This window comes from Mycoplasma suis str. Illinois, assembly GCF_000179035.2.
GTDB classification, from domain to species: Bacteria; Bacillota_I; Bacilli_A; order Mycoplasmatales; family Mycoplasmoidaceae; genus Eperythrozoon_A; species Eperythrozoon_A suis.
Window position 1 is genome coordinate 174,648 of record NC_015155.1, and the last position, 12,682, is coordinate 187,329.

A 12,682-nucleotide genomic window follows, 5' to 3' on the forward strand; every position below is an offset into this window, starting at 1 on the left:
TATAGTCATAAAAAATTCTTTCTTGGGGGGGGCATTACCACGAAATTCTTCACATAAAAATTACTTTGTAGTTAAGTTTTAGGCCGGAGTTTTCTCCGGCTTCTTAAAAATTAAAGCTAAAAAATGCTAAGTTTTTCTAGTACTTTAAAAACATTAATTACAACAATTTCTCTAAGTGGAATTGTTGCTGGAGGAGGTTATAGTGCAGTTAATTTACTTGGAAGAGAAAGAGGAATAGATTATGCCTCTTTCGATATGGACGATACTTCTAAAAAAGTTAATCAAAAAATAACTTTTGCAGAATATATTACTAGAGATCATGTATCTAATGGAAAAATAAATGGAATTTGCAAAGAGTGAAGAAATGGAAAAGTAGTTAGATTAGAGCAACTTGAATGTGAAAAAAAGATTAAGGATAAGTGAAATGATTCTTCTGAAAAACAACCAGAAGTTTGATTTAGAGCTGATGAAAAAAATATATTTGAAGCTTTGAAGGAACATTTTTCTTCAAGTAAGAACTTTGAAGAAGGCCAACCTATAAGGGAAGAATGAAAAGAAGGAGGGTTAACTTGTAAGAAAAAAACAGAACCTTCAAATGAAGGAAAAATTGAGGTTAATTGTAGTTTTGAAGAGACAAAACCTTTTGTTTCTAACTAAAAAGTGTTAGGAGATTTGTTATCAGCCAAAAGGCTGATAACTTCATTTTTTGGTATTGCTGTAGTGGCTGGTGGTGGAGGAATAGGTCTTACGAGTCTTTTAATGGGAAAAGATTCTACTGGGAGAGTTGAATTGCCACCTAAAGAAACTCCTTCAGGAAGATTGGAAAGAGATCCGGAAATTAAGTTAGAAAAAGAAAGAATAGCTGAATATATCTATAAAGATGAACAATCTGAAAAACCTATTTGTAGATTTTGAGATGCTTCGGGGATAACTAGAAAAGCTACAAGCTTAAAAATGACTGAAGAAGAGTGTGAAAAGTTAATTAAAGAGATTCCGGAATTAACTAGTTTAAATAAACCTTTTAAGTGATTGAAGACTGAATGAACTTATATATCCAAAACTTTAAAAGAACTTTTTATCCCCTCATTATCAGAAGATCCTGTTAGCAAATATACATCTCCAGAAAAAAATGAACAGTGAACTTTCAATAAAGAATGATTATGTACTAATTCAAGTTCCGAAAATAAAGAGATAGTAAGTTGTCAAAAAGTGGGCAGAGAAGAATTAATTAAGCAAGGTTTTCAAATTAACAACTAATGCTTTTTAAGGCATTAGGTAGTTATGGTTGAACTTTAGTGACTGGAATTTCTACAGCAATTGTTGCTGGTGGAGGATATGGTGTATTTAATTATTTTGGAAAAGATAGTCCAATAAATGGATTCTTAACTGATTGGCATGAAGAAAAGAAGGTTAATGAAAACATAACTTTTGCTGAATACATAAATAAGGAATATAGCGGAGTTAGAAGAGGTTCTTGTAAGAGATGGAAGAATGGTGTTTTTGGTGGAGTTAATCAAAGAGAGTGCGACCAAATGATTCAAAAATATTTAGATAAAGATTTTGAAAAACAACCTGAAGTTTGATTTAGAGCTAATAAAGCAAGCATTGAAGAAGCTTTATTAGATCATTTCTCTGGAACTCAAGAAGTAGAGAGAAGTAAATTCTTTCAAGAAACTTGAGAAATAAGTCAATTGACTTGTGAGAAAAAAGTATCTTCTGATAAGGATTTAGTTGAAGTGAGTTGTCACTTTAAAGAAGAGTCAACTCCTAGAAGAACAAATTAGAGAATGATTGGAGATTTATTCTCAACTAAGAAATTAGTAACTTCTATTCTCGGAATAGGAGGAGTTTTGGGAGGGGGTGGCTATGGAGCAGTTAATTATTTGGGAAATCAAAAACTATTGGATGTGTCTTCTTTTGATACAGAAAATATATCTGAAAAAGTTAATGAAAAAATAACTTTTGCAGAATACATTACTAAGGATTATTTATCTGGAGGAAAAATTAATGGAATCTGTAAGAAATGAAAAGGCGGAAGAGTTGTTATTGAAAATCAAGATGAATGTGAAAAAAAGATTAAAGAAAAATGAGATGGAAAAACCAATAAACAACCAGAAGTGTGATTTAATGCTGATTCCAAAAACATTTTGGAAGCACTAAAAGATCATTTTTCAGAAAACACTTCTTTTGAGGAAAGTATGTTTTCTGAAAATCAGTGAAAAGTTAGTGAACTAACTTGCAGAAAAACAACACATTCGGATAAAGATCAAATTGAAGTCAGTTGTGCTTTCGAAGATAAAGAGGAGTAATTAATTACTCCTAAAAAACTTAAGAAATGCTAGGGGGTTTACTAACTAAAAAATTTATGACTTCAATTTTCGGTATTGCAGGAGTAGCTGGAGGAGGAGGTATGGGATTAACTAGTTTATTAATGAATAATTCTGGAAAATTTGAATTTAATGTAGGGCCTGAAGTGAAATCTGAAAAGTATAGTGAATCTGCAGAAGATGTAGAAAGGAAAGGCTATAAATATGCAAGAGATAGTTCAAGATTGGCTGCTGTATTTATATATAGAGAACAAGAAAAAAGTGGAGAAGATGAATCAACCTATTTGTAATTATTGAATTGATACAGCAGCCATAAAAGATGGAACTTTAGGGAATATGGATAAAGGAGAGTGCTTAGAAATTATTAATAGTTCCGGAAAAGGAATAAATTTAGAAAAACCTTTTAAATTTGCTAAAGCAGAGCAAAAACATATGTCCAATATTATTAGAAGATTTTTTAAATCTTCTATAGAAGGTGAATTGCCTTGAGAAAAATATTCACTAACAGATAGTGAATGAACATTTAATAATGAGTGATTATGTAATAATTCAAGAGAAGAGAATGAGAATATAGAAGTAGTAAGCTGCCAAAAATTAGGGCAAGAAGAATTAAAAAAGAAATTTAGTTAATAATTAATGTTTCTCAAAGAATTAGGAAGTTTGGGCTGGTCTCTTATCGTCGGGGGGGGTGCGTTAGCGTAGCAGCTGTTGGTGGCCTCGGGGCCATCAACTTCTTAGGAAAAGAAAGAGCTCCTCAAGAAAAGCAAAAAACTATTCTAGATTGGTTTAAGAGTGATGTAAAAAATAATCCAAAAATATCCTTCGCAAGTTATATTGCGAAGAATCAGGGAAATCCAATTTGTGGTAGATGAGTTAATGGTCAATCAGAACTATTAATTCAAAGTGAATGTCAGAAATTGGTTGCTCAAAAGTGAGAAAACAAACAAGAAGAACAACCAGAAGTGTGATTTGAATCCAAAGAATCAATAATTCAGGAAGCCATTTCTAGTTATTTTGAAAATGAATCACAATCTTTATTGTCTACAGTAACTCCAACCGAAACAGGTTGGAGTTACGGAGGACTAGAGTGTAAAAAATCAGAAACTAGAAATTCAGAAGAAAACATTCAAGTTAATTGCAATTACTCTGGATAATTAATGTTCCTTAAAGAATTGGGTAGTTTCGGTTGAACTCTTATGGCCGGAGGGGCTAGTGTAGTTGCTGCAGGAGGTTATGGTGCAATCAATTTCTTCGGAAGAAATAGTGAGTCCCAAGAAAAAATAAAAACTTTGAGAAATTGATTTCAGGAAACTGTTAAGGATAATGAGGGAATATCTTCTGCTCAATATGTTGCGAAGAATGAAAGAGATGAAAGTACTTCAATTTGCGGGAAATGAGCAAGTGGTAAAGCATCTCTTTTGGATCCAAAAGATTGCGAAAAATTAGTGCAAGAGAAGTGATCTAAAGATTTTCAAAAACAACCAGTTGTTTGGTTTGAATCTAAGGATGACAATAGCATGAAACATGCTATTTCTAGCTATTTTGATAATGGTAATTCTCACTTTATGGAGGTGAAGGAAGAAGAAGGAAATTGAAAATATGGAGGTTTAGTTTGTTCAAGAGTTAATTCTGAAAGTACAGAAGGAAAGATTCAAGTAAATTGCAATCATTCCAATTAGTTTTTTTCTTCCCTTTTGATTAGTTTTTCACATATAAGTATTGGGGGGAAAAAGTTGAAAAATGAATAGGTTTGTTTTTGTTAATTAAAAAATAGTGTTTCTTAAGGAGATTGGAAGTTTAGGCTGAACTCTTTTAGCTGGAGGGGCTAGTGTAATGGCTGCAGGAGGTTATGGAGTTGTTAATTTTCTGGGGACAGGTATTAAGTCAGAGGAAAAAGTAAAGACTTTGAGAAATATTTATGAAAGTGATGTAAGAGATAATTCAAAAATTTCTTCAGCCCAATATATTTCCAAGAACGAAGGAGGAGATGAAAAATCTATTTGCGGAACATGAGTTAGTGGAAAATCCACTCTTTCAGGAACACAAGAGTGTGAAAAGTTAGTTAGAGAAAAGTGGGGAGATAATCCTCAAAATCAACCAATAGTTTGATTTGAAGCTAATCAAGAAAGTATTAAAGAAGCTATTTCTAGTTACTTTGATAATGGAAAAACTTTCTTCACAGAAATAGAAGAGACAGAGATGGGTTGAAAATATGGGAATTTATCTTGCACAAAAGTAATTCCTGTTGAAGTTGGAAAAAATATTCAAGTTAACTGTAATTACTCCTCAGATAGTTAATAATTAATGTTTCTTAAAGAATTAGGGAGTCTAGGATGATCTTTTCTTGTTGGTGGAGGAGTTAGCGTAATGGCTGCTGGTGGCTATGGAGCCATCAGCTTTTTAGGAAATGACAGAACTCCTCAGGAGAGACACAGAACAATTAGGGATTGGTTCGAAAATAATGTAAAAAACAATGATTTAATAACTTCTGCAGAATATATTTCGAAGAATGAAGGTAACGGTGGAAAACCAATTTGTGGTAGATGAGTTAATGGAAAGGCAGAAGTTTTAGAAGCTAAAAAATGTGAAGAATTAATTAAACAAAAATGAGAGAAAAGTTCCATAAGCCAACCGGAAGTTTGATTTGAAGCTAATGAACAAAGTATAGAGCACGCTATAACGAGTTACTTTGATAATGGTCAAGCTCATTATGCTACAGTCTCAAAAATTTCTAATGGTTGAAAATATGGAGGAATAGAGTGTTTAAAAGTTGAACCTAAGTTAACAGGACAAAATATACAAGTTAACTGTAATTACTAATTAAGTTAAAGAAAATTTCCTCTTAAGTCTGTTTAGGGGAATTTTTCTCAGTAAAATTTATGTAATTTGTCAAGCCTTTCTTTCAAAATGTTTGATTTTTCAGAACTAAATAACTTGTTGCTGGGGGGGGGCATTCAATGAATATTTTTCATATAAAAATCAACCTGTAGTAGGTAGTTTTAAGTCGGAGGAAACTCCGACTTTTATCAACTAAATCAAAGAAATTATGGGAGGATTATTTCTTGTTAAAAAATTAATACCTTTAGTATTGGGTATTGTTGGGATTTTCGGAGCCGGAAGTTATGGAGCCTTTAATTATTTTGGTAGAGAAATATTGGAAGATATTTCTCTAAATAAGTGATTCAATGACAATACAGATAATGATCCAGAATTAATTTCTGCCGAATATATTGTCAGAAATAGAAATAGAGGGGAATCAGATATTTGTAAGAGATGAAAAGGAGGTAAAAAAGAAGAAATTACTAAATATGATTGTGAAGAAAAAGTTAAGAAAGAGTGAGGAAGTAATATGGAGAGAAGACCAGAAGTGTGATTTAAAGCTGATGAGCAAAGCTTAAGACCACTATTACTTAAATATTTCCCTGAATACAAAAGTCAATTATTAGGGCAAGAATCTTTCCCTAAGGGAAGTTGAAAAGTAAGCGGTTTAGTTTGTAGAGGGAATGAAAAAGATGAGACAGAAAAGAAATTTTTCGAAATTAGTTGTGAACATCAAGAATCTGATGAACCTACAACAAATTAATAAAAAATGTTAGGAGGTTTAAGTAAAAAATTTATATTAATTTTTCTGGGAATATCAGGAATTTTCGGAGGTAGTGGAGTTTATTTAATGAATAATTCTGGAAGTAATTTGAAATCTATTCCCAAAGTTGATCCCAACACAATTGCTGAATATATTTACAAAGATCAGGAATCACAATTGACTTGTGATTACTGAATTAATAATTTGAAGGATAGTTCTAAGAAAACAAAGACACAAGAAGAGTGTCTTTCTCTAATCAAAGAAGTTGTCGGAGAAGAAAAGAAAGATAAACCAATTAAGTGGTTGAGAGTTCAGTCTATTCATTTCATAAATATTTTCAAAAGACTTTTCTTTTCTTCCGCAACAAATGATGTTCCTTGAGAAAACTATTTGTCATCTGAACAATGAATTTTTAAGGGTAAAAGTGAAGAGGATAAGTGATTATGTTCGAATTCAACTGATAGTAGCGACAAAGTAATTATCAGTTGTGAAAGAACAGATAAGAATGAAATAGATTCCAGCTCTTTAAGTAATAAATAATGTTTAGGGGAATTAGTGGTCTTTGATGATCACTTATTATTGGAGCAAGTAGTGCTGTAGCTGCCGGCGGTGCCGGCGCAATTAGTTATTTTGGTAAAGAGTCTATAGTTGATTTATCTCACTCTACTTGATATGATCAACAAGTTAAAGATGATAAAGACATAACTTTTGCTGAATTTATTGTTAAAAAACCTAAATCAGATGATAAAGAAATTTGTAAGAGATGAAAAGAAGGGAAAGTTGTTTCAGTAACTCAAGAAGAGTGTAGACAAATTATTAAAGATAAATGAAATGATCGAGATGATCGACAACCAGAATTATGATTCAATGCTGATGAAAAAAGCATAGAAAAAGTTTTATGAAATCATTTTTCTAATGAACATTCTGAATTAGAAAGAAGTGTTTTTTCCGGAGAAACTTGAAAAGCCGGAAATATGAAGTGTACTAAAAAAGTATCTGAAGAACCAAAAAGATATATAGAAGTTTCTTGTGCATTTGAAGAATCTCGAGAACCGGAGGTAAATTAAAAGATTTAAGCTTTAGAGACAAAAAATATTCCACTAATTTAAAGTGGAATGTTTTTCTCAGTAAAATTTATGTAATTTGTCTAGTTTTTACTTCAAAATGTTTGATTCTTCAGAACTAAATAACTTGTCGCGGGGGGGGCATTCAATGAATATTTTTCACATAAAAATCAACCTGTAGTAAGTAGTTTTAAGTCGGAGGAAACTCCGACTTTTAATAACTAAGACAAAGAAATTTTGGCAGATTTATTTCTTACTAAAAAATTAATTTTTTCAATATTCGGGGTCACAGGAATTTTTGGCGTTGGAGGATATGGAGCTATTAATTATTTAGGAAAAGAACATAAAGTTGATACCTCAACTTATGCGTGATATAAGGAACATACAAAGGATGTTCAGGGAGTAACTTTTGCAGAATATATTTCCAAAGATCATCAGGATGAAAATAAATCAGTTTGTGGAGAATGAAGGGATTCAAAATCAAAAATCTTAAGTCCTGAAGAGTGCAAGAAAAAAGTTCAGGGAAAGTGAAATGGGCAAGATAAAAAGCAACCAGTAGTTTGATTTAATGCTGATAAAAATAGCATTCAAAAAGCTCTTGAAAGTCATTTTTCAAATGACTATTCAAATGTAGAGCTAAAAGAATTAGAGGGAAATAAAGGTTGGGATACTGGAGGATTGAAATGTATTAAAGTGGAAAACTCTTCTGTAAATACAGAGGAACATGTAGAGGTTAATTGTGTTGAAAAAGAAGATACAAGTAATTGAGTTTCTAACTAATGATTTTTAAAGGTTTGGGAGGTTATGGTTGATCTTTGATGGCTGGGATTGTAGGTGCAGTTTCAGCCGGAGGTTATGGAGCAATTAGTCTTTTGGGAAAAGAACCCTCAGTAGATTTATCAGCCTATAAATGATATAGAGATAATACAAAAAATGTTCCAGAAATAACTTTTGCTGAATATATCGCAAAAGATCAAGAAGTAGAAAAGAAAGAGTCAGTTTGTGGCGGTTGAAATAATGGTCAAGCAGTATTTTTAAATCCTTCTGATTGTCAGAAAAAAGTTAGTGAGAAATGAAAAGATCCTCTTGAAAAACAACCAATAGTTTGGTTTAAGTCAGATCAAAAAAGTATTCAAAAAGTTCTTGAAAGTCATTTTTCAAATGACTATTCAGAAGCTCAATTACAAGTAACAGATAGAGGTTGAACTGCAGCTGGAGGATCTTTGGAATGTATAAAGAAAGTTTCTGAACAAGAGGAACAACAATATATAGAAGTTAGTTGTTCTTATAAGGAAGAAGAAAAGGGACCTCCAAATTAATGTTTAAAGGTTTAAGTAGTCATATATTATCTTCAGTTTTTGGTTTAAGTGTAGTTACTGCAGGAGGTTATGGTGCAGTAACTCTTTTAAGAAAAGAAGTTAAAGAAGATAATTCTTTTCTTAAGTGATATGAAGGGGATTCTGAAAAAGTTTCAGAAATAACTTTTGCAGAATATATTGTTAAAGGTCAATCTAATGGAGAGGGACAAGTTTGCGGAAGATGAGAAAAAGGAAAACAAAATTCTTAGATTCAAATAATTGTTCAAAAAGAATTAAGGAGAAATGAGAATATAGTTTAAGCAAACAACCAGAAGTTTGATTTAAAGCTACAGAAGAAGATATGGAAAAAGCTCTTTCAATTCATTTTTCTAATGAAACATGAACTGTAGAAGTTAAAAAAGTTGGTAATGACTGGGAAGTTGGGCCAATGAAATGTTCTAAAAGTTCAAGCTCTGTAGAAGATTTAGATAAAAAATATGTTGAAGCTAGTTGCTCTCATAAGGATGAGGATTCAAAGAATCCTAATTAGTTATTAATGATTAAAGGATTAAGTAGTTATGTTTTAACTGCTTTCTTGGGTGTTGGTGGAGCTGCTGCCGCAGGCAGTTATGGAGCCGTTAATTATTTTGGAGGAAAAAATCAATCTAATTTGGAAAATAAAGATTTAGCTTCAACAAGATCTTCTTTTGACGGGGTCGGAAGAGAAGATTCTCCGACTGATGATAGTCATTCAGTTAACTCTCAACAAGAATTAACTGAAGGTCAGAGTGACGATATGGGAGATAGTTTGCAAAACTTAGAAGAATCTGGTAGAAATGATGAGTCCTTGAATCATTCTCGACAAATACAACATGAAGATCAATCATTTGAATCTACAGAACAAAGAAGAATTGATTTAGTTGAGGAAAGTGAAACAATAATTTCGACAAATAAGGTTGCAGTTTCTGGAGTTAATGATTCTATACAACAACAAGATAAAGATTCTCTTACTTTTGCAGAATATATTTACAGAGGAGAAGAAGTTTCTCCTTTTTGTAGCAAATTAACTTATAAGGATAATGAAAAGAAAGAATATATCAAGAAAGAAATGGAAGATAATGAATGTTTAAGTTTGGTTAGGGAAATTTCTGAAGATTGAAATTCTCCTAACAAAATACCTGTACAGTGACTAAGAGTTGAAAAAGATGGATTTAGTGATGCAATAAAGGAATTTTTCTTTCCTTTAGAAACTGATAAAGATAACTTAACTTTTGAAAAACTTAAAGATGGAATAGATCTTGGAAATTTAGATTGTCCTTTTATTGAAGAAAATACAACAGGAAAAGTAATTGTTAATTGTTATCAAAAAGTAATAGAAGTGGTAGATTAAATTAATAAGTTTTTATGGTTAAGGGAGTAGGGAGTTACATACTTTCCGCAGTTTTAGGAGTTGGTGGAGCTGCAGCTGCCGGTAGTTATGGAGATGTTAATTACTTCAGCAGAAGTAATCAGGTAAATGTAGAAAAAATAAGGATTCAGGAGGGGTAGATTCTAGTGACTCTAGAGGAGTTGAAGGGGTTTTGGGAGATAGAAGTAATACTGATATAAGTCCAGAAGATGGAAGAGTTGAAGATAGCTCAAACCATATTGATAATTCTCGCCCCGAGAACACTCAAAGATTAATTGGCGATCAAGTAAATATAGATAGTGACTCTCCAAATTCAAAAATTCTTGAAACAAGTGATGATTCCTCAACTTACGCTAATCACCCACAAACTGATGGTCAAGGTGATGAATTTTTAAAAACACCTAAAAGTCAAGATATTGAGTTAACTGTCGAAAGCAATCCTTTAGATTTCTCAGTTAGCACAATAAATTCTGAAATTAGTGATTCTATAAATTCACAACAAGAAGTAAGTTCATTACCTTTTGCAGAATATATCTACAATGTAGGAGATAAATCTTCTTATTGTGAAGAACTAATTTATAGTTCTTCAACACAATATAGAAGAAAGGATATGGGAAATACAGAATGCTCTAAATTGATGGAGAAAGCAAGAGAAATGTCCGGAAATCAAGAAATACCTTTAAAGTGATTTAGAACAAATGATTCTGGTTTTAAAGATTCTGTGAAGGAATTTTTATCTTCAGGTAGAGAAGATATAAATTCCTTTACTTATGAGAATTTTTCAAGAGGAAAAGAAATTAATGGTCATAATTGCTTTTCAAGTCAGGGAGATGATTCTGAAGAATTAATAGTTAGTTGTTTTGGAATTTCACCAGATTCAGAGGAAGAAGATCTAAGAACTTATGAAGAAGTTAATTTCACTGAAGAAGATAGAAGATTTAATTTACAAGAAAACTAGAAAGTTTTCTTAGTACTTTAGCTTTAGTAAATGATTAAGGGAATGGGAAGCTATATATTGTCAGCAGTGTTAGGAGTTGGTGGGGCTGCTGCCGCAGGCAGCTATGGAGCTGTTAATTATTTCAATAATAGAAATATTCAAGTGAAGGGAGAAATTGAAATTAAATCTTCAACAATTTCTTTAAATGAGAAAGGAGTAACTCCTAGCGTTAATGATCTTAGCGGAATATCAAAAGAAAATAATGAACATTTATCAAGTCAAACTCCCAGAACAGAGGAATCTTTAGGAAATGAATCAGATTTAAATTCTGTAGGAATTCAACCAAGAGATAATGTTTTAGGGACTGAAAATCTTGATAGATCAGTTTCAGATAATGATTCTGTTATTCCTGAAGACAAACAATTAGAAGGTGAAGGATCTCTTGCAGGAGAAACTCAAGAAAAAACTAATCTCTTTGGGAAATTCATTTATAACGGAAAAGATCAATCTTCTCATTGTGAAGAATTAATAATTGGAGTTGATAAACAACCAAGTAAAAGAGATTTGCAACATCAAGAGTGTTCTGAAATTTATAAAAAGGCTAAAGAAATGTGGAGTTATGGTTATGAACCTAAAAAATGATTAAAGACAAATCAGGAAAGCTTTAGTGATTCTGTAAAAGTATTTTTACTCCCAATAGAAGAAAAGAGAAATGATTTATCTTATGAAAAATTATCTAATGGTTGAAATATTGAGGACTCTAACTGTATTGTTAGTTCAGGAGATTTTGATGGAGAAATAATAGTTAGTTGTTATGAATCTGTATTAGAGACAGAAGAAGATAATAATACTGGAGAAATTGTAGATTTCAGTGAAGATGATCAAGAATTTGGAGAACCACAAGCTCAAGAAAGAGAAGATTCAGAATAGATGTTTTTATTTAAAATCTAGGTAATTTGTCAAGAAATTAATCATTTTTTAGTTGCTGGGGGGGGCAAATAAAAAAAGAAAAAATCAAATTGTAAGGGAAATATGAACCGGAGGTAACTCCGGTTTAATAAAAGACCTTTAAAAGATGGGCCTACTAGCTTTATCTAAATTAACAGTATCTTTATCTACAGTAGGAGGAGCTCTTTTAGGGAGTTATTTTGCGGTACCTTCCCTATTGGCTGGCGAAAACGGATCTACAAACCCTACTGTTCCTGAATTAAGTAAAGTTAGTCAAAATGTTGGAAGTGTAGATTCTTTACCTTTAAATCAACAACCTTCTAATACTCCAGAACAAGGATCTCAAGGGGCACAGGAAACAGAAAAGAGAGAAGAATTAGGTGGAGTGGAAGCTCATAAAGAAACTTCACCAACTCCAGAAAAAGAAGGTGAAGGTCAAATCTTGAATTCTTCCCTAACAAGAAGTGATGAAAAAACAAAAGATCGCCAAGAAGATAATTGAAGAAATATTGAATTTTCAGATGACACTCTCAAAAATGAAGATACAACAATAAAAGAAATTGATGGATTAGGAGGTAATGAATCAAATGACGAAAATGTTTATCTTTCTGATTCAGAAGAATCTGAAGAAGATAAGGAGGAAATAGAAGAAGAACTCCAATCCTTTGAGTATTATGAAGATGATTATTCAGATGAAGAAGATGAAGAAGGAACAACTAATACAAGATTAAATGTCGCTAAATATATAAAGAAGGTTGGTGATGATTTGGGGAATTCAGTTTGTGAAAACTGAATGAGAGGTTCAGGAGTGAATATTAAGAAGTTAGTTGATCAAGAAAGTTGCAAAAATGAAGTTAGAGGTAAAAGATGAAATAGAAAAGGAGACTCAGAACAACCTACAGTATGATTGGAGTCTGAATTAAGTCAAACTAAAAAATTGTTATTGGAATATGGACTTTGAACTGAAGGCCACCAATTTAGATCTGATTCAAACAGTAAATGAGATATCGAGCATAAAGAAAATTCAGGACTTCAATGAAGTTGTAAAAGAGAAATTTCTTTAGATGAAAGAGATTTTTGAATTTCTTGCGATTTATTTCAAAAATCTCATTAAAGA

At 31.8% G+C, this 12,682-nt stretch carries 22 protein-coding genes; all 22 read left to right on the forward strand.

The window, feature by feature from the left end; all coding sequences use genetic code 4:
* The first annotated feature begins 123 nt into the window (after positions 1-123).
* The 22 genes from MSU_RS01045 to MSU_RS01145 all read left to right on the forward strand — a co-directional run bounded on the left by MSU_RS01045 (position 124) and on the right by MSU_RS01145 (position 12,679).
* A complete protein-coding gene (locus tag MSU_RS01045) occupies positions 124-657 on the forward strand; it encodes a hypothetical protein (RefSeq protein WP_013609708.1) in 534 nt (177 codons plus the stop codon).
* Positions 658-660: 3 nt separating this feature from the next.
* Entirely contained in the window at positions 661-1,257 is a 597-nt protein-coding gene (locus MSU_RS01050) for a hypothetical protein (RefSeq protein ID WP_013609709.1), read from the forward strand.
* Positions 1,257-1,784 carry a hypothetical protein gene (locus MSU_RS01055; RefSeq protein WP_013609710.1) on the forward strand — a complete coding sequence of 176 codons (528 nt, stop codon included), beginning with the start codon at positions 1,257-1,259 and terminating at the stop codon, positions 1,782-1,784. Before MSU_RS01050 ends, MSU_RS01055 begins: the two co-directional genes overlap by 1 nt.
* A 3-nt stretch (positions 1,785-1,787) precedes the next feature.
* Positions 1,788-2,309: a hypothetical protein gene (locus MSU_RS01060; protein ID WP_013609711.1), complete on the forward strand. Its 522-nt coding sequence runs from the start codon at positions 1,788-1,790 to the stop codon at positions 2,307-2,309.
* A 26-nt stretch (positions 2,310-2,335) separates the two neighbouring features.
* Complete coding sequence (locus MSU_RS01065) at positions 2,336-2,617, forward strand: hypothetical protein (RefSeq protein WP_013609712.1); 282 nt, start codon at positions 2,336-2,338, stop codon at positions 2,615-2,617.
* Positions 2,589-2,957: a hypothetical protein gene (locus MSU_RS01070; RefSeq protein WP_148221833.1), complete on the forward strand. Its 369-nt coding sequence runs from the start codon at positions 2,589-2,591 to the stop codon at positions 2,955-2,957. The genes MSU_RS01065 and MSU_RS01070 overlap by 29 nt, the downstream gene beginning before the upstream one ends.
* Positions 2,958-3,244: 287 nt before the next feature.
* Positions 3,245-3,481: a hypothetical protein gene (locus MSU_RS04730; RefSeq protein WP_013609714.1), complete on the forward strand. Its 237-nt coding sequence runs from the start codon at positions 3,245-3,247 to the stop codon at positions 3,479-3,481.
* Between the two features lie 3 nt (positions 3,482-3,484).
* Positions 3,485-4,006 (forward strand): hypothetical protein, encoded by a 522-nt coding sequence (locus tag MSU_RS01080; protein WP_013609715.1) that lies wholly within the window; start codon positions 3,485-3,487, stop codon positions 4,004-4,006.
* Between the two features lie 94 nt (positions 4,007-4,100).
* Entirely contained in the window at positions 4,101-4,625 is a 525-nt protein-coding gene (locus MSU_RS01085) for a hypothetical protein (protein WP_013609716.1), read from the forward strand.
* 6 nt (positions 4,626-4,631) lie between these two features.
* Positions 4,632-5,147 (forward strand): hypothetical protein, encoded by a 516-nt coding sequence (locus tag MSU_RS01090; RefSeq protein WP_013609717.1) that lies wholly within the window; start codon positions 4,632-4,634, stop codon positions 5,145-5,147.
* Positions 5,148-5,373: 226 nt separating this feature from the next.
* Entirely contained in the window at positions 5,374-5,910 is a 537-nt protein-coding gene (locus MSU_RS01095; RefSeq protein WP_013609718.1) for a hypothetical protein, read from the forward strand.
* A gap of 6 nt (positions 5,911-5,916) precedes the next feature.
* A complete protein-coding gene (locus tag MSU_RS01100; RefSeq protein ID WP_013609719.1) occupies positions 5,917-6,450 on the forward strand; it encodes a hypothetical protein in 534 nt (177 codons plus the stop codon).
* Positions 6,450-6,977, forward strand: a complete 528-nt coding sequence (locus MSU_RS01105) for a hypothetical protein (protein WP_013609720.1) — start codon at positions 6,450-6,452, stop codon at positions 6,975-6,977. The genes MSU_RS01100 and MSU_RS01105 overlap by 1 nt, the downstream gene beginning before the upstream one ends.
* Before the next feature lie 234 nt (positions 6,978-7,211).
* The gene (locus MSU_RS01110) at positions 7,212-7,754 is read left to right on the forward strand and encodes a hypothetical protein (RefSeq protein WP_013609721.1); all 543 of its coding nucleotides are present in this window, start codon (positions 7,212-7,214) and stop codon (positions 7,752-7,754) included.
* The gene (locus MSU_RS01115; protein WP_013609722.1) at positions 7,754-8,293 is read left to right on the forward strand and encodes a hypothetical protein; all 540 of its coding nucleotides are present in this window, start codon (positions 7,754-7,756) and stop codon (positions 8,291-8,293) included. Before MSU_RS01110 ends, MSU_RS01115 begins: the two co-directional genes overlap by 1 nt.
* Entirely contained in the window at positions 8,293-8,541 is a 249-nt protein-coding gene (locus tag MSU_RS01120) for a hypothetical protein (RefSeq protein ID WP_043885142.1), read from the forward strand. Before MSU_RS01115 ends, MSU_RS01120 begins: the two co-directional genes overlap by 1 nt.
* Positions 8,505-8,822, forward strand: a complete 318-nt coding sequence (locus tag MSU_RS01125; protein WP_013609723.1) for a hypothetical protein — start codon at positions 8,505-8,507, stop codon at positions 8,820-8,822. Before MSU_RS01120 ends, MSU_RS01125 begins: the two co-directional genes overlap by 37 nt.
* A gap of 6 nt (positions 8,823-8,828) precedes the next feature.
* Positions 8,829-9,662 carry a hypothetical protein gene (locus MSU_RS01130; protein ID WP_013609724.1) on the forward strand — a complete coding sequence of 278 codons (834 nt, stop codon included), beginning with the start codon at positions 8,829-8,831 and terminating at the stop codon, positions 9,660-9,662.
* Positions 9,663-9,676: 14 nt separating this feature from the next.
* A complete protein-coding gene (locus tag MSU_RS04625; RefSeq protein WP_013609725.1) occupies positions 9,677-9,820 on the forward strand; it encodes a hypothetical protein in 144 nt (47 codons plus the stop codon).
* Positions 9,821-9,852: 32 nt separating this feature from the next.
* Positions 9,853-10,638, forward strand: coding sequence for a hypothetical protein (locus MSU_RS01135; RefSeq protein ID WP_013609726.1), 786 nt, complete (start codon positions 9,853-9,855; stop codon positions 10,636-10,638).
* Positions 10,639-10,668: 30 nt separating this feature from the next.
* A complete protein-coding gene (locus MSU_RS01140) occupies positions 10,669-11,547 on the forward strand; it encodes a hypothetical protein (protein WP_013609727.1) in 879 nt (292 codons plus the stop codon).
* A gap of 145 nt (positions 11,548-11,692) precedes the next feature.
* A complete protein-coding gene (locus MSU_RS01145) occupies positions 11,693-12,679 on the forward strand; it encodes a hypothetical protein (RefSeq protein WP_013609728.1) in 987 nt (328 codons plus the stop codon).
* The last annotated feature ends 3 nt before the right edge of the window (positions 12,680-12,682 follow it).